The organism is Methylomarinovum tepidoasis, from assembly GCF_030294985.1.
In the GTDB taxonomy this organism is placed as follows: domain Bacteria; phylum Pseudomonadota; class Gammaproteobacteria; order Methylococcales; family Methylothermaceae; genus Methylohalobius; species Methylohalobius tepidoasis.
Window position 1 is genome coordinate 395,842 of sequence record NZ_AP024718.1, and the last position, 20,805, is coordinate 416,646.

Consider the following 20,805-nt stretch of genomic DNA (forward strand, 5'->3'; position numbering starts at 1 on the left):
TCGACACGACAAAAATCGTCAAAAATTCCCCTGAAACCATCTGCACATTCGCCGCCACAGCGCCCGCAGGCCGGAAACCTCGTCGTCCAGCCCCGGCAGCCGCTGATGCTGGCGGCCGAACAGCAGCAGCCCCACACCGGTGGCATAGGCGGGATTGCGGATCACATCGGTGAGCCCGGTGACGTGGCGCGGCATTCCTAACCGCACCGGCATGTGGAAGATTTCCTCCGCCAGTTCCACCAAGCCCGCCAGCTTGGCGCTGCCGCCGGTGAGCACCACCCCACCGGGAATCAGATCCTCGAAGCCGCTGCGGCGCAGCTCGGCCTGGATCAGCATCAGCAGCTCCTCGCAGCGGGGCTCGACGATCTCGGCCAGGTTGTGGCGCGAGATCCGCCGCGGCGGGCGGTCGCCGATGCTGGGCACTTCGATCACGTCGTCGATGTCCGCCAGCTGGGTCAAGGCGCAGGCGTGTTCGATCTTGATGCGTTCGGCGTGATGGGTCGGGGTGCGCAGGGCGACGGCGATGTCGTTGCTGATCTGGTCCCCGGCGATGGGGATCACCGCGGTGTGGCGAATGGCGCCGTCGGTGTAGATGGCGATGTCGGTGGTGCCGCCGCCGATGTCCACCAGGCACACGCCGAGGTGGCGTTCGTCCTCGCTCAGCACCGCATGGGCCGAGGCCAGCTGTTCGAGGATGATGTCCTCCACCTCCAGACCGCAGCGGCGCACGCATTTGACGATGTTCTGGGCCGCGCTCACCGCCCCGGTGACGATGTGGACCTTGGCCTCCAGGCGGATGCCGGCCATGCCCACCGGCTCTTTGATGCCGGTCTGGCTGTCGATGATGTATTCCTGGGGCAGGACGTGGAGCAACTTTTGGTCTGCGGGGATCGCCACCGCCTTGGCGGAATCGAGCACCCGCTCCACATCGGCTGGCGTCACCTCTTTGTCCTTGATGGCGACGATGCCGTGGGAATTGAGACTACGGATGTGGCTGCCGGCGATGCCGACATAGACCGAATGAATCTGGAACCCGGCCATCAATTCGGCCTCCTCCACCGCCCGCTGGATCGCCTGGACCGTGGACTCGAGGTTGACCACCACCCCCTTCTTGAGGCCGGTGGAGGGATGGGTGCCGATGCCGACGATCTCGATCTCGTCCTCTTCGGGATTGTATTCGCCGACGATGGCGGCCACCTTGGAGGTGCCGATGTCGAGGCCGACGAGGATGTTCTGGTCTTTGCGTTTAGCCATGCTGCGCTTGCGTGTGTTTCACTTCGGTGGCGGGCTCGCGCAGGCGGAGCGCGAAGCCATGGTTGTAACGAGCGTCCACGTAGCCGATGCGGCGGCGGACGTCCGCCGTCAGCTGCCCCAGCGCCCGCGCCACCCCTTCGAAGGCGGCCTCGGGACGCACCCGGCCGAGCACCAGGGTCATCCCCTCGCGGGTTTCCAGGCGCCAGCTGCGGCGCGAATCCACCTGCAGGCGGACGATGTGCCAGCCCAGGGGCGCCAGGGCTGCGCCCATGCAGCGGTAGGCGGTCAGCAGGCGGGATTCGTAGCCTTCCGGGCCGCTCAGCAGGGGGAGACCGGCATACTCGCGGACGTCGTCGGCCGGAGTGAACTTCTCTCCTCGGGCATTGAGCAGGGAGGCATTCCCCCAGCGTACCACAGGGCGCTGCTCCCGCAGCTCGATCTGAAAGGTCCGGGGCCAGATCCGCTCGGCCCGCGCCGCCGCCACCCAGGGAAGCCGGCGCACGGCAGCGGCCACAGCGGTCAGATCCGTCCCCCAGTAACCGCGCAGGTGCGGAACGACGGCCTCCTTCAGCGCCGCCATGCGGACGTGACGCAGCGGACCGACGATCCGCACCTGGGGCGGTCCACTGTCCATTTCCCGCATTCGTTCCACCATGGCTCCCATCATACCGATCAATGCCAGCCCCCACAGGACCGTTTTAGCGCGCGACACTGGTTTCCAGAATACGCCATACCAAACGCTCGAAATCCAGACCGGCCGCCTGCGCCGCCATCGGCACCAGGCTGTGGTCGGTCATTCCCGGCACGGTGTTGACCTCGATCAGCCACGGCCGCCCCTGACGGTCGCGGAACAGGTCCACCCGAGCCCAGCCGCTGACCCGCAACACCTCGCAGGCCCGAGCGGCCAGTTGCTGCAGCGCCCGCTCCCCGGCCAGGGGCAAACCGCAAGGACACAGATAGCGGGTGTCGTCGGCCCGGTACTTGGCCTCGAAGTCATAGAAGGCCCGCGGCGTTTCCAAACGGATCAGAGGCAGCATTTCGCCCTGCAGCATCGCCGCGGTATATTCCTCGCCGTCGATCCATGCCTCGGCCATCACCGGACCGTAGTCCCGGGCCGCTTCCCAGGCGGCCGCCAGTTCCGCCGCCGTCTCCACCTTGCTCATGCCGATGCTGGAGCCTTCCAGAATCGGTTTGACGATCAGCGGGAAACCCAGGCGGTCGGCACACGCCGCCAGATCGCCCGCCTCCCGGAGCACCACCCAGTCCGGCGTGGGCAGCCCGGCCCCGCGCCAGCACAGCTTGGTGGCCAGCTTGTCCATGCTCAAAGCCGATCCCAGCACGCCGCTGCCGGTATAGGGCAGCCCCAACGCCTCCAGCAATCCCTGCAGCACCCCGTCCTCGCCGCCGCGGCCGTGAACCAGGTTGAAGACCCGGTCGAAGCCCTTGCCGCCCAGGGCCGCCAACGGCCGGTTGCCGATGTCCACCGCGACGGCGTCCACCCCCTGGCGCTGCAGGGCTGCGGTCACCGCCCGGCCGCCGGTAAGAGAAATCTCCCGCTCGGCGCTGGTGCCGCCCATGGCCACCGCCACTTTGCCGAATTGCCGGGGATCGTCGATCTTCATGGGGCGACTCCGATGATGCGCACCTCCAGCTCCAGGAGGATGCCGAAGCGGGCCTCGACCTCGGCCCGGGCCAGCTCGATCAGATGCTCGATGTCGGCGGCGGTGGCGGTGCCGGTGTTGATGATGAAATTGGCGTGCTGCTGCGAGATCCTGGCACCGCCGATCTGCCGCCCCTTCAGGCCGCAGGCTTCGATCAGGCGGGCCGCATGGTCTCCGGGCGGATTCTTGAACACCGAGCCGCAATTGGGCCAGCGGGTCGGCTGGGTGCGGTTGCGGCGCGCCAGCAGCTCGCGGATACGGTGCTGGCCTGCGCCGATGTCGCCGCGCTGCAACTTCAGCCAAGCCCCCAGGAACCATTCCCCCGGCGGCCCCTCGACCTGGCGGTAACCGACCCGGTATTCCCGCGGGCTGCGGCGGTGAACCCGGCCGCGGCGGTCGAGCGTCTCCACCTCGTCCACCCACACCCAGGTCTCGCCGCCGAAGGCGCCAGCGTTCATCGCCAGGGCGCCCCCGAAGGTGCCCGGAATGCCGGCGAGGAACTCGGTCCCCCCCAGGCCGTGCAAGCTGCAGAAGCGGGCCACGTGGGCGCAGGGCACCCCGGCCTCCACGTACACCCGCCCGTCGGCCTCCAAACGCATGTCGCCCAGCCGTTTGGCGGTGACGATCACCGTCCCCGGCACGCCGCCGTCGCGCACCAGCACGTTGCTGCCCAGACCCAACCAGGTCAGGGGTTCGTCCGGGGGCAGCTGCCGCAGGAAGCGGATCAGGTCGTCACGGTCCGCCGGCTTGAACAGGCATTCTGCCGGCCCGCCCACCCGCCAGGTGGTGAAGGGCGCGAGCGGCACCCGGTATTCCAGGGTCCCCCGCAATTCGGCAAGGGCTGCCCGGGCGACCGCGTTCATGACCAGATCTCCTGCAATCGTGACGCCAGACGGCCGATGCTGCCCGCCCCCAGGGTCAGGACCACGTCCCCCGCCCGCAGCCGGGATTCGAGAACCGCCGGCACCTCCGCCAGATCCGCCACCTCGATGACCGTCTGCCCGGCCTCCCGCAGGGCCTGTGCCAGCGCCTCGCTGTCGGCGCCGGGACGAGGCGCCTCGCCCGCCGCATAGACCGGCAGCAACAGCAGCGCGTCCACATCGGCGAGCACGCGCACGAAATCGTCGAACAGCTCCGCGGTACGGCTGTAGCGGTGGGGTTGGAACACCAACACCTGGCGCCGCTGCGGCCACGCCTGGCGGGCGGCCATCAGAGTCGCCTCCAGTTCCCGCGGATGATGGCCGTAATCGTCCACCAGCACGATCTCCCCGCCTTTCCAGGGCAGATGAGCCACCTGGAAACGCCGGCCGATACCGGCGAACCCCGCCAGGGCCTTTTGGATCGCCGCGGCGCCGACCCCCAGTTCCAGGGCGATGGCGATGGCGGCCAGGGCATTGAGCAGATTGTGGCGGCCGGGCAGGTTGAGCTCCACCGGCAGCGGCCGCGCCAGCCCCCGGCCCTCGACCACGAAGCGGGTCTTCAGCCCCGACGGCTCGATCCGGCGAGCACGCAGGTCGGCCTGGGGATGGCAGCCGTAGGTCAGCACCGGCTTGTGGATCTGCGGCAGGATCTCCGCCACCCCCGGATCGTCCAGACACATCACCGCCAGACCATAGAACGGCAGCTGATGGAGAAATGCCACGAAGGTGTCCTGCAGCCGCCGCCAGTCGCCCCCGTAGGTGCCCATGTGGTCGCGGTCGACGTTGGTCACCACCGCCATGATCGGCGCCAGATGGAGGAAGGAAGCGTCGCTCTCGTCGGCCTCCGCCACCAGATAAGGGCTGGTGCCGAGCCCGGCATTGCTGCCGGCGCTGTTGAGACGGCCGCCGATGACGAAGGTGGGATCCAGCCCGCCTTCGGCCAGGATGCTGGCCACCAGGCTGGTGGTGGTGGTCTTGCCGTGGGTGCCGGCGATGGCGACGCCGAAGCGGAAGCGCATCAGCTCGGCGAGCATCTCCGCCCGCGAGATCACCGGAATCCGGCGGCGGCGGGCCTCGGCCCATTCGGGATTGGCCGGATCCACCGCGCTCGAAACCACCACCACGTCGGCGCCGACGACCTGGGCGGCGTCGTGCCCCACCTTCACCGCGACACCGAGGCTGCGCAGGCGCTGTAGCACCAGGCTGTCGCGGACGTCGGAGCCGGACACCCGGTAACCAAGATTGGCCAGCACTTCGGCGATGCCGCTCATGCCGACCCCGCCGATGCCGATGAAATGGATGCGGCCGATGGTCGCCATACGCTGCCGCACCGCATCGTTGCCGGCCGCCAATGGCCGGGCTTCAGGAACTTGGATTTTGGGTACCATCGATCTCTCCCAGACAAATTCGGGCCACGGTTTCAGTGGCGTCCAGACGGGCGGCGCGGCGCGCGGCGGCGCCCATCGCCCGCAGCCTCTGCGGCGCGCCCACCAACTCGGCGAGGGTCTGCGCCAGGCGGGCCGGGGTGAGCCGGTCCTGGGGCAGCAGCCGCGCCGCCCCGCGCTGCACCAAGTATTCGGCGTTGCGAGTCTGATGGTCGTCGATGGCGTGGGGATAGGGCACCAACACTCCCGCCACCCCGGCGGCCGCCAGCTCGCTCACGGTCATCGCCCCGGCGCGGCAGACCGCAAGATCCGCCCACCGCCACGCCGCCGCCATGTCGTCGATGAATTCGCTCACCCTGGCTGCGACGCCAGCCTGGCGGTAGGCGGCCAAGACCGCCGCCGCGTTCCCCCGGCCGCACTGGTGCCACACCTGCAGCGGCGACGAAACCCGGGCCAGCGCCCGGGGGACCACCTCGTTGAGGGTCTGCGCCCCCAGGCTGCCGCCGACCACCAGCAATCGCAGCGGGCCGTCGTGGGCCGGCTTCGGCCCCAGGGCGGCGATCTCACAGCGCAGCGGATTGCCGGTCCAGCAGGGTTTCAGGTCGTCGGCGAAGGTGCCCGGAAAGCCCTCCAGCACCCGTTTCGCCCAGGGCGCCAGCCAGCGGTTGGTGGTGCCGGGCACCCGGTTCTGCTCGTGGATCACCAGCGGGATTCCCTGCAGCCGGGCCATCAGCCCACCGGGGCCGGCAGCATACCCTCCCATCCCCAGCACCACCTGGGGACGGCGGCGGCGCAACACCCGCCCGGCCTGCCACAGGGCCCGCAGCAGCATCGCCGGCGCGCGCGCCAGCCTGCCCGCGCCCTTGCCCCGCAAGCCGCCGACAGCGATGGCGTCCAGGGGGAAACCGGCGGCGGGCACCACCCGGTGCTCCAGCCCCCGCGCGCCGCCCATCCACACCACCTCGTGACCGTGGTCGCGCAGCCACTCGGCCACCGCCAGGGCCGGAAACACATGACCGCCGGTGCCGCCGGCGAGAATCATCACCTGCGCCACGGCTTCCTCCCGGGCGTCGCCGCCAGCGTTTCCCGCGCCTCGGCATACACCCGCTGCACCAGCCCCAGGGCCACCAGGTCGCACAACAGAGCACTGCCGCCGTAACTGACCAGAGGCAGCGGCAATCCCTTGGTGGGCAGGACGCCGAGGTTGACCCCCATGTTGATGAGCGCCGTCAGCCCCAGCAGCAGACCGATGCCGTAGGCCAGCCAGGCGCCGAAGGCCTCACCGGCGCGGGCGGCCAGTTCGGCGGTGCGGAAGATACGCCACAGCAACGCTCCGAAGGCGACCAGGATCCCCGCCACGCCGATCCAACCCAGCTCCTCGCCGATCACCGCGAGGATGAAATCGGTGTGCCCCTCGGGCAGATAGAACATCTTCTGGACGCTGTTGCCCAGGCCGACGCCGAAAGGCCCGCCCCGGCCAAAGGCGACCAGCGCCTGCACCAGCTGATACCCTTCGTCACGCGCATGGGCCCAGGGATCGAGAAAACCGATCACCCGCCGCATGCGATAAGGCTCGAAGATCACCAGCAACACCGCACCGACGCCCACCAGGGCGAACAGGCCCAGCACCGGCAGGAGGCGGGCGCCGGCCAGGAACAACAGGGCGGTGGCGGCCGCCAGCAGCACGGCGGCGGCGCCGAAATCCGGCTCCCACAGCAGCAGCCCCACCCCCACCCCCAGCAGCACCAGGGGGCGCAGCAGCGCCAGGGACTCGCGCCGCAACGCCTCGCCGTGGCGCACCAGATAACCGGCCAGATAGATCATCGCCACCAGCTTGAACGGCGCCGACACCTGCAGCCGCGTGATTCCCAAGTCGAGCCAGCGGGTGCTGCCCTTGACCGTCACCCCGATTCCTGGCAGCTTCACCGCCACCAGCGCCGCCAGACCGAGCAGCAGCCACAGCGGCCCGGTCCGCTGCCAGAAACGCAGCGGGCAGCGCCACACCCCCCAGGCCAGCGCCACTCCCAGCCCCAGATGCAGCGCCTGTCGCACGGCGAAATCCAGCCCCCCGCCGTGCAGGTGAACCGAAGCCGAGGTCATCATCACCAGCCCCAGTCCGGTCAGCGCCGCGCTGAGCGCCAGCAACGGCCCGTCGCAGGCAGGGGCGGCGCGGGGGGAGATCAGGGTCACGCTGCCGACTGCCATCGCTGCACCAACGCAGTAAAGTGATCGCCACGGGCCTGATAGTCGCGGAACTGGTCGAAGCTGGCGCAGGCCGGCGACAGCAGCACCGTATCGCTGGCGCAGGCCTGACGCCGCGCCGCCGCCACCGCCTGATCCAGATCCTCCACCAATTCCACTGGAACCGCCGGCGCCAGGGCATCCGCCAGGCGCTGGCGGTCGCGGCCGTAGAGGATGGCCACCTTCACCTTGCCAGCGGCTGCGGCGCGCAGCGGGGTGAAATCCGCCCCCTTGCCGTCGCCGCCAGCGATCAGCACGATCGGCCCCGCCAGGCCGGCGATGGCCGCCTCGGTGGCGCCGACGTTGGTACCCTTGGAGTCGTTGATCCAGGTCACACCGTCGATCTCGGCCACCGTCTGCATCCGGTGCGGCAGACCGGCAAAGCCGCGCAGGGCGGTCAACGCCGCCTCCCTGGGGAGTCCCGCCGCTTCCGCCAATGCCAGCGCCGCCAGAGCGTTGGCCAGGTTGTGACGCCCGCGCAGGGGGATCTCCGTCGCCGCCAGCAGCGGTTCGCCGCGGCAGGCCAGCCAGGTCTGCCCCCCGTGGGACTGGAGGTGCCAGTCGGCCCCGGCATCGAGGCCGAATCGCACCAGCCGCTGCGGCTGCCGTCCGGCCAGCTGCATCACCTGACTGTCGTCGGCGTTGACCACCCGCCACCGGCTCCAGCGCAGCAAGCGGCCCTTGGCGGCGGTATAGGCGGCGAAATCGCGGTGATGGTCCAGATGGTCGGGACTGAGGTTGAGCACCGCGCCCGCCAGCGGCCGCAGATAACGGCTGCGTTCCAGCTGAAAGCTCGACAGCTCGAGTACGTATAGCTGACACGCATCGTCCAGCAATTCAAGCGCCGGCACCCCCAGATTGCCGCCGGCCCGTACCTGCAGACCGGAAGCGGCGGCCATCTCCGCCACCAGGGTGGTGACCGTGCTCTTGCCGTTCGAGCCGGTGACCGCCACCACCGGCGCGGCGGCGGCCACGGCGAACAAATCGACGTCGCTCACCAGGGCGACGCCGCGTTCCAGAGTGGCGCGGATCTCGGGACGGTCCAGCGGCACGCCGGGGCTGACCACCAGATGGGTGGCCCAGCTCAGGATGCTTGCCGAAAGGCCGCCGGTGAACACGCTGACGCCGGACAGCCGACGCACACTTTCAAGCCCGGGCGGCCGGTCACGGGTGTCCGCCGCCAGACAGTCGATGCCGCGGGCGTGCAGGTGACGCACCACCGACACGCCGGTGCGGCCCAGGCCCACCACCGCCACCCGCGGTTCACTCCCCAGCAAGGTGTCCAGTCCGGTCATCACGGCTCACCTCAGTTTCAGCGTTGCCAGTCCGATCAGCACCAGGATCACGGTGATGATCCAGAAGCGCACGATCACCTTGGGCTCGGGCCAGCCCTTGAGTTCGAAATGATGATGCAGCGGCGCCATGCGGAAGATGCGCCGTCCGGTGAGCTTGAAGGAAGCCACCTGGAGGATGACCGACACCGTCTCCATCACGAACACCCCGCCCATGATCATGAGCACGATTTCCTGACGCACCAGCACCGCCAGGATGCCCAGCGCCGCTCCCAGGGCCAGGGCACCGATATCGCCCATGAACACCTGGGCCGGATAGGCGTTGAACCACAGAAACCCCAACCCCGCCCCCACCAGGGCGCCGCAGAAAACCACCAGCTCACCGACCCCCGGTATGTACGGCACTGCCAGATAGTCGGCGAAATGGCTGTGGCCGGAAACGTAAGCGAACACCCCCAGGGCCCCGCCCACCAGCACCGTGGGCAGGATGGCCAGGCCGTCGAGACCGTCGGTGAGGTTGACCGCATTGCTGGTGCCGACCACCACCAGGCAGGTGATCGGCACGTATCCCCAACCCAGATCCAAACGGATGTCCTTGAAGAAAGGCACGATGTAGGTCCATTCCGCCGGCACCTGGGCGCTGCGATAGAGGAAAACCGCCGCCGCCAGCGCCACCACCGTCTGCCAGAACAGCTTCTGGCGTGCCGAGATCCCCTTGCTGTTGCCCAGCACCAGCTTCCTGTAGTCGTCGACAAAACCGATGACCCCGTAGGCCAGGGTCACCCCCAGCACCACCCAGACGAAGCGGTTGGCGAGATCGGCCCACAACAACGTGGTCACGGTGACCGCGATCAGGATCAGCAGCCCCCCCATGGTGGGCGTGCCGGCCTTGCTCAGATGACTCTGAGGGCCGTCGTCGCGGACCGGCTGACCGTAGCGCCCCAGGCGGCGGATCAATGACGGGCCGATGAGGAAGGACAGGATCAGCGCCGTCAGCACCGCCACGATGGCCCGCAGGGTCAGATATTGGAAGACCCGGAACGGTCCGTACCAGTCGCTCAGCCATTGGGTCAGGTCGTACAGCATCAGGCGGCCTCCAGCGCGCGGACCACGTGTTCCAATCCCTGGCTGCGGGAACCCTTGACCAGAATCCGGGCGCCGCTGTGCAGATGTTTGAGCGCCGCCTCGATCAGCGCATCACGGGAGGAAAACCACTGCCCCCCGCCGCCGAAGCTGGCCACCGCTGCCTTGGCGTCCTCTCCTACGGCGAGCAGATAGGCGACCCGGTGGCGGCGCGCCAGCCGCCCCGCCTGGCGATGCCAATAGGCGCTTTCCGGTCCCAGCTCGCCGAAAGCGCCGAGGACCACCCACGGTTCCCCACCCAGCGCCGTCAGGGTTTCCAAACCGGCAGCGAAGGAAACCGGATTGGCGTTGTAGCAGTCGTCGAGCAGCCAAGCGCCCTCCCGGGCGGGCAACGGCCGCAGGCGGCCAGGCACCGGGCGCAAGCCTTCCAGACCGACGCGGATGGCTTCCGGATCGCCTCCGGCCGCCAGGGCGGCGGCGATCGCGGCCAGCGCGTTGGCGACATTGTGGCGTCCGGCCAACGCCAGATCCAGGGAGAAGCGCTGTCCCAGTGCCTCGACCTCGAAGCGGTTGTGAAAGCGGCCGGCGGCGAACGCCAGCGGCGCCACCTCGACAGCGCGGACGTCGGCCTTGCCGAAGCCGAAGCTGAGAACCCGCCGCCCTCCGCTCAGGCGCCGCCACAGCTCGAAGAAGGAATCGTCGGCGTTGAGCACCGCAGTCCCATCGGACGGCAGCGCGGTCAGCAGCTCCCCCTTGGTGCGGGCGACCCCTTCGAGGGAACCGAAACCCGCCAGATGGGCCGGCGCTGCCTGGGTGATGACGCCGACGTCGGGTTCCGCCAGGCCGGCGCAGTAACCGATCTCACCGGGATGGTTGGCCCCCATCTCCACCACCGCATGGCACTGCGCCGCCGTCAGCCGCAGCAGGGTCAGGGGCACGCCGATGTCGTTGTTGAGGTTTCCGTGGGTTTTGAGCACCGCTGGTTCCCCGCCCAAGGCGGCGGCGATCATTTCCTTTACCGTGGTCTTGCCGTTGCTGCCGGTGACCCCGATCACCCGCCCTTGGAAGATGCGGCGGCGCCAGTGGCGCGCCAACTGCCCCAAAGCCATGCGGGTGTCGGGCACCTGCAGCTGCGGCAATCCACAGTCCACCGGCCGGGAGACCAGGGCGGCGGAGGCCCCGGCGGCGGCCGCCTGAGGGAGAAAGTCGTGGCCGTCGAAACGCCCGCCCCGCAGGGCGACGTACAAAGCCCCGCGCAGCGGCCGACGGGTGTCGGTGCCGACACCTTCGAAGCCCGCATCCTCTCCCAAAAGCCGTCCCCCGAGCACTGGGGCCACTTCGCTCAAACGCATGTCGCCTCCTCTGCCAAACGGTTCTGAATCCATTCGCGGTCGCTGAAGGGCAGGCGGCGGCCAGCGATTTCCTGCCAGGTTTCGTGGCCCTTGCCGGCCACCAGCACCACATCGCCCTCGCCGGCTTCGGCCAGGGCCCGGTCGATGGCCTCCCCCCGGTCGCGAACGATGCGGGGTGGACGCGCCATGCCGGCGGCGATGGCGGCGACGATCGCCGCGCCGTCCTCGGTGCGCGGATTGTCGTCGGTGAGGATCACCTCGTCGGCCAGACGCTCGGCGATGCGCCCCATCAGCGGCCGCTTGCCGCGGTCGCGGTCGCCCCCGCAGCCGAACACTACCCACAACCGCCCACGGCAGTGGCGCCGCAGACTGGTCAGCGCCATCTCCAGCGCCGCCGGGGTGTGGGCGTAGTCCACCACCACCAGGGGACGGCCCGGGGCCCGGAATCGTTCCATCCGCCCCGGCACCGGCGCAAGCCGCCCCAGGGCTGCGACGGCCCGGGGCAGCGGCCATCCCTGCGCCAGCAGCAGCGCCAGCACCGCCAGCGCGTTCTCCAGGTTGCCTTCCCCCAGCAGCCCTACCTGGGCCGGATGCGACGCTCCCTGGAAGACCGCTTCGAATTCGATTCCCTCGGGAGCGAAACGGACCTGCCGGGCCTCGACCACGGGAAACTCCACCGCCGGCCGGGTGCGCCAGGCATAACCGACGACCTTTCCCTCACACGCTTCCCGCATCGCCGGCCAGACGGGATCGTCGAGATTGATGACCGCCGCCTGCAATCCCGGCCATGCCAGCAGGCGGCGTTTGGCGGCGGCATAGCGCCGGAGGTCGCCGTGATAGTCGAGATGGTCGCGGCTGAGGTTGGTCCACACCGCCGCATCGAAGGCCACCTCCGCCACCCGGCCCTGATCGAGGGCGTGGGAGGAAACCTCCATCGCCACTGTGGTCACGCCGGCGTCCCGCAGCGCCGCCAAGCGGCGCTGGGTGGCGATCGCCGGGGCGGTGGTGTGGGCGGTGGGATGCAGGCTTCCGGGCCGGCCCCAGCCCAGGGTGCCCATCACCGCCCCGCCGAGCACCTGGGCCAGATAGAAACTGCAGGAAGTCTTGCCGTTGGTGCCGGTGACGCCGATGATCTCCATCCCCCGGCTGGGATGGCCGTAGAAGCGGGCCGCCAGCGCTTTGATGCGGCGGCCGAGCCCGGCCACCGCCACCGCTGGGATCGGAAGCGGCGGCACGGCGTCGCCGGGTTCGTGGAGCACCACCACCGCCCCGTTTGCCGCAGCCTCGGCGGCGAAATCCAGCCCATGACGCCGCCGTCCCGGCAGGGCGATGAAGGCGTCACCGGGCCGTACCTCGGCGACGTGTTCCGCCAACCCGGTGATCTCGACGTCCGGCCCGGCGACGTCGGGCAGCCAGTCGCGCAGCCGCATCAGAGTCGTCCTCCCGCGCGCGCCAGCAGCGGCGGCGCCGCCGGAACCTCGTCCGGAGGAATGCCGAGCAGGCGCAGCGCCAGCCCCATCACCCGGGAGAACACCGGCGCTGCCACTTGGCCGCCGTAATATTCCTTGCCCCGGGGTTCCTCGATCACCACCGCCAGCACCAGCCTGGGAGCGCTGGCCGGGGCCATGCCAACGAACAGAGCGCGGTAGCGGTCCTTGGCGTAACCGCCGGGAACGGCCACCTTGGCGGTCCCGGTCTTGCCGGCGACCCGGTAGCCGGGCACCCGGGCCCGGCGGGCGGTCCCCTGCGGGGTCACCACCCCTTCGAGCATGCGGCGCACCTGCCGCGCTGTTCCGGCGGGTAGAACCCGGCACGCCTGCGGATCCGTGGTGCGGGGCAGCAGGGTGAGGGAATGGAGCACGCCGTCGTCGGCCAGCGCCGTGTAGGCGCGCGCCAGTTGCAAGGTGGAGACGTTGAGGCCGTAGCCGAACGCCAGGGTGGCTTGTTCGAAGCGCCCTAGACCGCGGGCCACCGGCACGAAACCACCCGCCTCGCCGGGAAATTCGATGCCGCAGGATTCGCCGAAGCCGAAATCGCGCAGGCACGCGGTGAAGCGGCCGGGCGACAGACGCAGAGCCACCTGGGTAATGCCGACGTTGCTGGACTTGACCAGAATGCCGGTCAGATCGAGGACGTCGTGACGGTGGTGGTCGCGCACCACATGACGCCCCACCCGCAGCCAGCCCGGAGCGGTGTCGATGCGCTCGCCGATGCGGGCGACCCCTTCGCGCAGGGCGCAGGCCATGGCGAAGGGTTTGAGGGTGGAGCCGGGCTCGAACACGTCGGTGACCGCCCGGTTGCGCCAAGCGGCGCGGCGGCGGCCGTCGCGCAGATTCGGGTTGAAGGTGGGCTGGTTGGCCAGCGCCAGCACCTCGCCGGTCCTGGCATCGAGCAGAACCAGCATGCCCGCCTTGGCGTGGTGACGAGCCACGGCGCGCTTCAGTTCCAAATAGGCCCAGTACTGCAACCGCCGGTCGATGCTCAGGCGGACGTCATGTCCCGGCCGCGGCGCCTGCAGGCTCTCCACCGCCTCGATCAACCGCCCCTTGCGGTCACGGATGACCCGCACCCGCCCCGCCATGCCGGTCAGCTGGGTGTCGAAGCGGCGTTCCAGTCCCTCCTGACCGTGCTGGTCGATGTCGGTGAAGCCCAGCAGATGGGCCGTCACCTCGGCGGCCGGATAGTAACGCCGGAATTCAGGACGCAGGAACAGACCGTCGAGATCGAGGGCCAGAACCCGTTCCGCCAGCGCCGGGGCCAGCTGGCGTTTGAGGTAGAGGAACGCTTGCCGACGGTGGGTCTCGATCTTGTCTTCCAAATCCTGCGGCCGCATCCCCAACAACCGGGCGAGCCGGTGCAGCTGACCGGGTTCGGCGTGGAAGCGACGCGGATTGATGCACACCGCCTTGACCGGGGCGCTGAGCGCCAGCGGCACCCCTTGGCGGTCCAGCAGCCGCCCGCGGTGGGCCGGCAGAACCGCGGTGCGGATCTGCTGGCGGTCGCCGTAGCGGCGGTAGAAATCCCGCGCCCACACCTGGATGTAGAAGGCCCGCGCCAGAAGGCCGGCCAGCGCCAGGCCGAAGGTGCCCAGCAGCAGGTAGCGGCGCCAGGGAGCGACCAGGATTTGGGCGGCCCGGGCGCTCATCGTCTCGGCACCGTCAGATAGACGATGGCGTCCGCTTCCGGCGCCACCATGTCGAGACGCTGCTGCGCCAGGTGTTCGATGCGGGCCGGATCGGCCCAGACGTGCTCCTCCAGCAACAACTGCTCCCGCTCCACCGCCAGGGCGTCGAGGCGGCGGGTCAGGCGCTGGATTTCATTGAACAGCATGCGGCTGCGGTACTTGCCGTAAACTACCCCTATCGCCGATACGATCACCGCCAACCCCAGAATCCCTGTCAATAAGGCCAGCTTCATCGACGTTCGGCGACGCGCAGAACGGCGCTTCGGGCCCGCGGGTTGCGGGCGATTTCCAGGGCGTCCGGACGACGCTTGCCCAGATCCCGCAGCGGCAGGTCAGGTTCGGAAACCGCCACCGGCAGCTTGCGGGGCAGCGGTGCCGGACGGGAATGGCGGCGGATGAAGCGCTTGACGATGCGGTCCTCGAGGGAATGGAAGGCGATGACGACCAGCCGGCCGCCGGGCGCCAGCACTTCCAGGGACTGGGCGAGGGCCGCCTCCAGCGCCTCCAGCTCGCGGTTGACGTGGATGCGGATCGCCTGGAAGGTCCGGGTCGCCGGATGCTTGTGGCGCTCCCGCCGCGGGACGGCGCGCTCGACCAACTCCGCCAGCTGGCGGGTGGTCCGAAGCGGCGCTTCCACCCTCGCCCTGACGATGGCGCGGGCGATGCGGCGGGCGTAGCGTTCCTCGCCGTAGCGATGGATGACGTCGGCCAGCTCGCGCTCGTCGGCCTGCGCCAGCCACTCGGCGGCCGAAAGCCCCACGGTGGGGTTCATGCGCATGTCCAGCGGCCCTTCCTGCAGGAAGGCGAAGCCGCGGGCGGCGGTGTCCAGCTGCGGGGACGACACGCCCAGATCCAGCAACATGCCGGCCACGCGGCCGCAGAGGCCGGCCTCCCGCACCACCGCGCCGAGGTCGCGGAAATCCGCCTGCACCAGGGTGAAACGGGGGTCCCGGCGCAGCCGTTCCGCCTCGGCGGAAGCGACGGCGTCCGGGTCTTTGTCGAGGGCGACAAGGCGCCCTTCGGGTCCCAGCCGTTCAAGCATCGCCCGACTGTGCCCCCCCCGGCCGAAGGTGCAGTCGAGATAGACGCCGCCAGGCACGAGCGCCAACCCGCCCAGGGCGGCCTCGAGCATGACCGGCAGGTGTACCATCGCATCCATCGTCAAAGTTGCAAGTCATTCAAATCGGGGGAAGCGGCCAGATCTTCCAGGCTCTCTTCTTCCATCCACACATTGCGGCGCACGTCCCAGGCTTCCTCGTCCCAGATCTCGAACTTGGCGCCCACGCCGACCAGGGCCACGCTCTTGGTCAGATTGGCGTATTTACGCAGCGGCGTGGACAACAGGAAACGTCCCTGGCCATCCAGCTCCCCCTCCTGGGCATGCCCGATCAGCAGGCGCTGCAGACGCCGGGAACGGCGGTTCAGGCTGGGCAACGCCAACAGCTGACGCTCCAGCGCCTGCCACTGGCGCCAGGGGTACAGCCACAAACAACGGTTGTCGATGGCGATGGTGGCCACCAGACGCACGTCACCGAGCTCCGCCCGGTGGCAGGCCGGAATCGCCACCCGGCCTTTGCTGTCCAGATTCAGGATATGGATGCCGCGGAACGGATTCCCCACTGGCCTGCACAATTCCCCACGCGTTGTGGGCACTATAAAGAAGCCGCTCACCTTTCGTCAAGCATGACCGAAAAGCGACAAAGATCGGGAAAATCACGATAGCTGCAGGGCCGGAAAACGGCCTCTCTACGGGAAATCTCAGCCGCCCGGTGGCAGCTTCAGGCTCCCGGACCGGTGGCGTTCGTTTTTTGCGACCGGGCTCTCAGTCCGCAGCTACGTGCTGCTGCCGATACCCCAGAACCACCACCAGGAACGCGGCGAAATCGTAGAGGGAATGCACCAGGACCGGCACCAGCAGGTTGCCGTCACTCACCTGCAACAGCCAGCCGAGATAGATGCCGGTCAGCATCGCCAGAACGGTGTAAAGCAGCGTCACCGAATGCGCCAGCCCGAACAGCACGTTGCTGAGCAGCAGGGCCGGCCACGGCCCCCACCGGGATTCGAACCAGGGCTGCAGCACCCCCCGGAACAGCGCCTCCTCACAGATTCCCGCCAGGGCCGCCACGTAGGCCAGCTCATGCCAGCGGCACCGAGCCAGCAGCGGTCCCAGGGTCTCCAGCAACATCCGCTTGATGCGCTCCATCTGGGGGATTTCCAGCCGGTAGGCGACGCCGAAGAACACCAGCAGCGGCAGCGTGCCCAGCAGCCCCAGGCTCAACGCCCTTCCCTGCCAGCGCAGGCCCGCCAAAGGATTGCGGTCGAGCCACCAGCCCAGCAGCAACGCCACCACCAACAGCCCGCCTTCGAACACGGTGGCGAGGGCCAGGAAACGGCCTTTGCTCAACGGCTCAGCCATGCCGATTCCAGCTTCAGGGTTCGTTTCAGGTGAGCGGCCTCGCGTTTGGCCGCCTGCTGGCTCGGGAACGGGCCGACCCGCAGCCGATACCAGCGTTTGCCCTTGATCGTGACCGCATGGATTTCCGCCCTGACACCCTTGTCGAGGTAACGCTGGCGCAGCTTCTCCGCCGCCTGACGGTCGCCCAGGGAGGCGATCACCACGTACCAGCCGGCGGCAGGCTTCTTCGCGGCCGGGTGCGGCTTGGCCGCCGCTGCAACCTGTTGGCGACCTGCTTTCGCGGCTTTCAGGGATCCTTCCAGTTGCTCGAGGCGTGGGGAAAGCTCCTGCAACCCGGTTTCCAGCTTCGCTACCCGCGCCTTGAGATCCGCCAGCGCGCTCTCGTCGACCGCCGCAGGCGTCTGGCTTTGCCGGGCCAGTTCGTCGAGACGGGCGTTCAACTGGGCGATCTCGGAGCGCAAGGCCGCCTCGTCGGTCACCGGGGCTTCCACCTGCTCCTCCAGTAGGGCGACCGATTCCTGCAGCTGTTCGACCCGGTCGCCCTGACGCAGCAGCAACACCCAGAGAATCAGCACCAGCACCAGCGCGGCGCCGCCCAGACCGACCGCGACCCACAGCAGCCTGTCGTCGCCGCCACCGGCCGAAGGCGGCGGGCGCCGGGCGGTGAACACGTCATCCCCGGCCTTTCCCGGACGCTGGGAGGAGAGGCTCAGGCTGTCGTCCTCCGGCTCCCAGTCGTCGCCTTCCGCCGCCTGCCGTTCCTGACGCTTGCGCGTCACCTGGCGCAGACGTTCATCGAAATCGGCGCGAATGTCTTCACTGTCGTCGCTCATGCTGCCCTCTCCTGTCCGCTATCTGGCGCAAACATAACACAACCGCGACCGTCCCAAAACCTCGCCCCCGATTGCGCCCGAAGCCCGCCGGCAAGCGTCGAGAGGGGTGCAGGCAACGGCCGCCGGGCTTGTATAATGAGCTTTTTGCCCACGCTATGTCCACGTTACCCAAAGGCATCGTCGCCGCCGGCCATCCCGACACCGCCGCGGCGGCGACCGAGATCCTCGCCACCGGCGGCAACGCCTTCGACGCGGTGGTGGCTGCCCACCTGGCCGCCTGCGTTGTCGAGCCGGTACTGGCCTCCCTCGGCGGCGGCGGCTATCTGCTCAGTCACGACGGCCATCAGACCAGATTGTTCGATTTCTTCGTCCAGACCCCGGGGCGCAAACGCCCGCCGGAGGAGGTCGAATTCTTCCCCATCCACGCCGATTTCGGCACCACCCGCCAGGAATTTCACATCGGCCGCGGTGCCATCGCCACCCCGGGCGTGGTCCGGGGACTGTGGCAGATCCAGCGGCGCTTGGGCCGGCTGCCGATGACGGAGGTGGCACGTCCGGCCATCGATCTGGCGCGCCACGGGGTCGTGGTCAATGACTTCCAGGCCTACATCTTCGACATCGTCTCCCCCATCTACCGGGCCCAGTCGGAAACCTTCGCCACCTACCGAAGCCCGAAGCATCCGGACAGGCTGGTGCAGGCAGGGGAACGGTTGCGCCAACCACGCCTGGCCGACACCATCGAGGCGCTGGCCCGCGAGGGGGAAGTGCTGTTCTACGAGGGCGAGATCGCCGCCGCCGTCGCCGCGCTGTGTGCCGAAGGCGGGCTGTTGACCCGGGCCGATCTGGAGACCTATCCCGTCATCGAACGCCGGCCCCTGTGGCTGCGTTACCGCGACGCCGAAATCCTCACCAACCCCCCGCCCAGCTCCGGTGGCATCCTCATCGCCTTCTCCCTCGAATTGCTGTCTCATTTCGATTTGCACGCCCTGCGCTTCGGCGGTCCGGAACATGCCGGTCTGCTGACCGCGGTTCAGGATCTGACCCGGCAGGTCCGCCGCGACCTCGACCTGGACGACACCCGTCCGGGACGCAGGCCAGCGCTGCTGGCACCAACGGTCCTGACCCGTTACCTGGACCAGCTGGCCCATCATCCCCTCTGTCGCCGCGGCACCACCCACATCAGCGTCATGGATGCGGAAGGCAACTGTGCCAGCCTCACCACCAGCAACGGGGAAGGCTGCGGCTGGCTGATCCCGGGCACCGGCATCATGCTCAACAACATGCTCGGTGAGGCCGACCTCAACCCCCACGGTTTCTTCCAGTGGCCGTGCGACACCCGCATGACCTCGATGATGGCCCCCTCCCTGGCACGCCTGCCCGGGTGCACCGTGGCCCTCGGCTCGGGTGGCTCCAACCGGCTCAGGACCGCGATCCTGCAGGTGCTGGTCAACCTGATCGACTTCCGGATGCCTCTGGCGGAAGCGGTCGCCGCCCCACGCCTGCATCTGGAGGAGGGCGTCGTCAACCTGGAACCGGGTTTCGAGGAAACCGCCGTGGCCCGGCTGGCGTCCAACTACGCAGTCAAAGCCTGGCCAGCCCCCAACCTGTTCTTCGGCGGCGTCCATGCGGTCGCCCGCGGCCCCGAAGAATTCGAAGGGACCGGCGATCCGCGCCGCGGCGGCGTGTGCCGCCGGGTATGAGCAGGCGTGATAGAATTCCTGAACTTTAAGGACATAACCTGCACATGAGCCAACCACGCAAGGCAGTCGCCCTCATTTCCGGTGGCCTCGATTCCATGCTCGCCGCCCGGGTGATCATGGAACAGGGAATCCACGTGGAGGGCATCAATTTCTTCACCGGATTCTGCGTCGAGGGCCACACCCACGCGATCCGCAAGCGCGATCAGAAAAAACCCAAGCGCAACAACGCGCTGTGGGTGGCCGAGCAGTTGGGAATCAAGCTTCACATCATCGACATCATCGAGGAATACAAGGATGTGCTGATCAACCCCAAGCACGGCTACGGCGCCAATCTCAATCCCTGCCTCGACTGCAAGATCTTCATGGTCGGCAAGGCTTATCAGTGGATGCGGGAAAACGGCTTCGACTTCATCATCACCGGCGAGGTGGTCGGCCAGCGTCCCAAATCCCAGCGCAAGGACACCATGCCGGTGGTGGCGCGCGAATCTGGGGTCGGCGACCTGCTGCTGCGCCCCCTGTGCGCCAAGAATCTGCCGCCCACCAAGCCGGAGCGGGAAGGCTGGGTGGACCGGGAAAAGCTCTACGATTTCTCCGGTCGGACCCGCAAGCCGCAGATGGCGCTGGCCAGGAAGTTCGGTCTGGTGGATTACGCCCAGCCCGCCGGCGGCTGCTGCTTCCTCACCGACGAGAACTATTCGCGCAAGCTCGCCGATCTGTGGCAGGCCCGCGGCCGGCGCGATTACGAACTGGACGACATCATGCTGCTGAAGGTGGGACGCCACCTCCGCCCCCGCCCTCACTTCAAGCTCATCGTCGCCCGCGAGGAGGGGGAGGGCCGCTTCCTGCAAGGGTACAAAAACCGCTTCGTCCACCTGTTCCCCACCAGCCATTCCGGCCCCCTGACCCTGATCGACGGCCAACCCAGCGACGAGGACCTGGAACTGGCGGCCCGGATCGTGGCCCGCTACAGCCAGGGGCGCAACGCCGATCAGGTGACGGTCAAGGCGGTCATGCCCGGCGGAGAGGAAAAGGAATTCACCGCAGCCCCCCTCAAGCCCCACGAAATTCCACCGGAGTGGGTGTTGTGAGCCGGGAAAGCATCGATGCCAGGGGGCTTTTGTGCCCGCTGCCGGTGATCCGCCTCCAGGAGGCGGTCCGGGATTTTCCCCCGGGAACCGAAGTGGAGGTGATCGGCACCGATCCCGGCGTCCTTCACGACATTCCCGCCTGGTGCCGGGTCCACGGCCACCGGGTCGTGAAGACCGAGAAGGGCAGGGACGAATATAGGATCGTCCTGATCGTGGGAGAACAATGAAGCGATTGTCGGCTTCAAGCACGGCATCGGAGGATGGACCGCGGGGCGTACGCGGCCTGGACGGCCGCGTATCGAGCGCCCAGGGAAGGGTTCACCGCGTCCCCGTGGTCCGTCCTCCGATGCCACCCTCCCCATCCCGAACCGTCCAGATTGACATGGGGAAGTATGC

The 20,805-nt window shown here is 68.7% G+C and carries 20 protein-coding genes; 3 read left to right on the forward strand and 17 right to left on the reverse strand.

From position 1 onward, the window contains the following. Positions 1–18 precede the first annotated feature (18 nt). From ftsA to MIN45_RS02070, 17 genes are all read right to left on the reverse strand, one after another. Complete coding sequence (gene ftsA, locus MIN45_RS01990; protein ID WP_286293057.1) at positions 19–1,254, reverse strand: cell division protein FtsA; 1,236 nt, start codon at positions 1,252–1,254, stop codon at positions 19–21. Then, positions 1,247–1,966 (reverse strand): cell division protein FtsQ/DivIB, encoded by a 720-nt coding sequence (locus MIN45_RS01995; protein WP_286293058.1) that lies wholly within the window; start codon positions 1,964–1,966, stop codon positions 1,247–1,249. The genes ftsA and MIN45_RS01995 overlap by 8 nt, the downstream gene beginning before the upstream one ends. After that, entirely contained in the window at positions 1,953–2,876 is a 924-nt protein-coding gene (locus MIN45_RS02000; RefSeq protein ID WP_286293060.1) for a D-alanine--D-alanine ligase, read from the reverse strand. Before MIN45_RS02000 ends, MIN45_RS01995 begins: the two co-directional genes overlap by 14 nt. Beyond that, complete coding sequence (gene murB, locus MIN45_RS02005) at positions 2,873–3,778, reverse strand: UDP-N-acetylmuramate dehydrogenase (RefSeq protein ID WP_286293061.1); 906 nt, start codon at positions 3,776–3,778, stop codon at positions 2,873–2,875. The genes MIN45_RS02000 and murB overlap by 4 nt, the downstream gene beginning before the upstream one ends. Beyond that, complete coding sequence (gene murC, locus MIN45_RS02010) at positions 3,775–5,154, reverse strand: UDP-N-acetylmuramate--L-alanine ligase (RefSeq protein ID WP_286294098.1); 1,380 nt, start codon at positions 5,152–5,154, stop codon at positions 3,775–3,777. The genes murB and murC overlap by 4 nt, the downstream gene beginning before the upstream one ends. A 43-nt stretch (positions 5,155–5,197) precedes the next feature. Continuing rightward, positions 5,198–6,274 (reverse strand): undecaprenyldiphospho-muramoylpentapeptide beta-N-acetylglucosaminyltransferase, encoded by a 1,077-nt coding sequence (gene murG, locus MIN45_RS02015; protein WP_286293062.1) that lies wholly within the window; start codon positions 6,272–6,274, stop codon positions 5,198–5,200. Then, positions 6,262–7,425: a putative lipid II flippase FtsW gene (gene ftsW, locus MIN45_RS02020; protein WP_286293063.1), complete on the reverse strand. Its 1,164-nt coding sequence runs from the start codon at positions 7,423–7,425 to the stop codon at positions 6,262–6,264. Before ftsW ends, murG begins: the two co-directional genes overlap by 13 nt. Next, positions 7,407–8,756: a UDP-N-acetylmuramoyl-L-alanine--D-glutamate ligase gene (gene murD, locus MIN45_RS02025; RefSeq protein WP_286293064.1), complete on the reverse strand. Its 1,350-nt coding sequence runs from the start codon at positions 8,754–8,756 to the stop codon at positions 7,407–7,409. The genes ftsW and murD overlap by 19 nt, the downstream gene beginning before the upstream one ends. Before the next feature lie 6 nt (positions 8,757–8,762). Beyond that, a complete protein-coding gene (mraY, locus tag MIN45_RS02030; RefSeq protein WP_286293065.1) occupies positions 8,763–9,839 on the reverse strand; it encodes a phospho-N-acetylmuramoyl-pentapeptide-transferase in 1,077 nt (358 codons plus the stop codon). Then, positions 9,839–11,188 (reverse strand): UDP-N-acetylmuramoyl-tripeptide--D-alanyl-D-alanine ligase, encoded by a 1,350-nt coding sequence (locus MIN45_RS02035; RefSeq protein ID WP_286293066.1) that lies wholly within the window; start codon positions 11,186–11,188, stop codon positions 9,839–9,841. The genes mraY and MIN45_RS02035 overlap by 1 nt, the downstream gene beginning before the upstream one ends. Then, positions 11,179–12,618, reverse strand: coding sequence for a UDP-N-acetylmuramoyl-L-alanyl-D-glutamate--2,6-diaminopimelate ligase (locus tag MIN45_RS02040; RefSeq protein ID WP_286293067.1), 1,440 nt, complete (start codon positions 12,616–12,618; stop codon positions 11,179–11,181). The genes MIN45_RS02035 and MIN45_RS02040 overlap by 10 nt, the downstream gene beginning before the upstream one ends. Next, positions 12,618–14,333 carry a peptidoglycan D,D-transpeptidase FtsI family protein gene (locus MIN45_RS02045; RefSeq protein WP_286293069.1) on the reverse strand — a complete coding sequence of 572 codons (1,716 nt, stop codon included), beginning with the start codon at positions 14,331–14,333 and terminating at the stop codon, positions 12,618–12,620. The genes MIN45_RS02040 and MIN45_RS02045 overlap by 1 nt, the downstream gene beginning before the upstream one ends. Beyond that, positions 14,330–14,605: a cell division protein FtsL gene (gene ftsL / locus MIN45_RS02050; RefSeq protein WP_286293071.1), complete on the reverse strand. Its 276-nt coding sequence runs from the start codon at positions 14,603–14,605 to the stop codon at positions 14,330–14,332. Before ftsL ends, MIN45_RS02045 begins: the two co-directional genes overlap by 4 nt. Further along, a complete protein-coding gene (gene rsmH / locus MIN45_RS02055; protein WP_286293072.1) occupies positions 14,602–15,522 on the reverse strand; it encodes a 16S rRNA (cytosine(1402)-N(4))-methyltransferase RsmH in 921 nt (306 codons plus the stop codon). Before rsmH ends, ftsL begins: the two co-directional genes overlap by 4 nt. A gap of 11 nt (positions 15,523–15,533) precedes the next feature. Next, positions 15,534–15,992, reverse strand: coding sequence for a division/cell wall cluster transcriptional repressor MraZ (mraZ, locus tag MIN45_RS02060; RefSeq protein ID WP_286293074.1), 459 nt, complete (start codon positions 15,990–15,992; stop codon positions 15,534–15,536). 202 nt (positions 15,993–16,194) lie between these two features. Then, entirely contained in the window at positions 16,195–16,788 is a 594-nt protein-coding gene (locus MIN45_RS02065; protein WP_286293075.1) for a CPBP family intramembrane glutamic endopeptidase, read from the reverse strand. Beyond that, the gene (locus MIN45_RS02070; RefSeq protein ID WP_286293076.1) at positions 16,773–17,621 is read right to left on the reverse strand and encodes an SPOR domain-containing protein; all 849 of its coding nucleotides are present in this window, start codon (positions 17,619–17,621) and stop codon (positions 16,773–16,775) included. Before MIN45_RS02070 ends, MIN45_RS02065 begins: the two co-directional genes overlap by 16 nt. Positions 17,622–17,776: 155 nt before the next feature. Here MIN45_RS02070 and MIN45_RS02075 point away from each other — a divergent pair, with 155 nt between their 5' ends. Genes MIN45_RS02075 through MIN45_RS02085 form a run of 3 tightly spaced genes read left to right on the forward strand, consistent with a single transcriptional unit; the run spans position 17,777 to position 20,636 of the window. Then, positions 17,777–19,321 carry a gamma-glutamyltransferase family protein gene (locus tag MIN45_RS02075; protein ID WP_286293077.1) on the forward strand — a complete coding sequence of 515 codons (1,545 nt, stop codon included), beginning with the start codon at positions 17,777–17,779 and terminating at the stop codon, positions 19,319–19,321. Positions 19,322–19,365: 44 nt separating this feature from the next. Beyond that, a complete protein-coding gene (locus tag MIN45_RS02080; protein ID WP_286293078.1) occupies positions 19,366–20,409 on the forward strand; it encodes a tRNA (5-methylaminomethyl-2-thiouridylate)-methyltransferase in 1,044 nt (347 codons plus the stop codon). Then, entirely contained in the window at positions 20,406–20,636 is a 231-nt protein-coding gene (locus MIN45_RS02085; RefSeq protein ID WP_286293079.1) for a sulfurtransferase TusA family protein, read from the forward strand. The genes MIN45_RS02080 and MIN45_RS02085 overlap by 4 nt, the downstream gene beginning before the upstream one ends. The last annotated feature ends 169 nt before the right edge of the window (positions 20,637–20,805 follow it).

Excerpts from the sequence above, each read along its gene's own strand:
- ftsA (WP_286293057.1), bottom strand. The coding sequence starts at position 1,254 with ATGGCTAAACGCAAAGACCAGAACATCCTCGTCGGCCTCGACATCGGC.
- MIN45_RS02000 (WP_286293060.1), bottom strand. The coding sequence starts at position 2,876 with ATGAAGATCGACGATCCCCGGCAATTCGGCAAAGTGGCGGTGGCCATG.
- murB (WP_286293061.1), bottom strand. The coding sequence starts at position 3,778 with ATGAACGCGGTCGCCCGGGCAGCCCTTGCCGAATTGCGGGGGACCCTG.
- murC (WP_286294098.1), bottom strand. The coding sequence starts at position 5,154 with ATGGCGACCATCGGCCGCATCCATTTCATCGGCATCGGCGGGGTCGGC.
- ftsW (WP_286293063.1), bottom strand. The coding sequence starts at position 7,425 with ATGGCAGTCGGCAGCGTGACCCTGATCTCCCCCCGCGCCGCCCCTGCC.
- murD (WP_286293064.1), bottom strand. The coding sequence starts at position 8,756 with ATGACCGGACTGGACACCTTGCTGGGGAGTGAACCGCGGGTGGCGGTG.
- mraY (WP_286293065.1), bottom strand. The coding sequence starts at position 9,839 with ATGCTGTACGACCTGACCCAATGGCTGAGCGACTGGTACGGACCGTTC.
- MIN45_RS02035 (WP_286293066.1), bottom strand. The coding sequence starts at position 11,188 with ATGCGTTTGAGCGAAGTGGCCCCAGTGCTCGGGGGACGGCTTTTGGGA.
- MIN45_RS02040 (WP_286293067.1), bottom strand. The coding sequence starts at position 12,618 with ATGCGGCTGCGCGACTGGCTGCCCGACGTCGCCGGGCCGGACGTCGAG.
- MIN45_RS02045 (WP_286293069.1), bottom strand. The coding sequence starts at position 14,333 with ATGAGCGCCCGGGCCGCCCAAATCCTGGTCGCTCCCTGGCGCCGCTAC.
- ftsL (WP_286293071.1), bottom strand. The coding sequence starts at position 14,605 with ATGAAGCTGGCCTTATTGACAGGGATTCTGGGGTTGGCGGTGATCGTA.
- rsmH (WP_286293072.1), bottom strand. The coding sequence starts at position 15,522 with ATGGTACACCTGCCGGTCATGCTCGAGGCCGCCCTGGGCGGGTTGGCG.
- MIN45_RS02065 (WP_286293075.1), bottom strand. The coding sequence starts at position 16,788 with ATGGCTGAGCCGTTGAGCAAAGGCCGTTTCCTGGCCCTCGCCACCGTG.
- MIN45_RS02070 (WP_286293076.1), bottom strand. The coding sequence starts at position 17,621 with ATGAGCGACGACAGTGAAGACATTCGCGCCGATTTCGATGAACGTCTG.
- MIN45_RS02075 (WP_286293077.1), top strand. The coding sequence starts at position 17,777 with ATGTCCACGTTACCCAAAGGCATCGTCGCCGCCGGCCATCCCGACACC.
- MIN45_RS02080 (WP_286293078.1), top strand. The coding sequence starts at position 19,366 with ATGAGCCAACCACGCAAGGCAGTCGCCCTCATTTCCGGTGGCCTCGAT.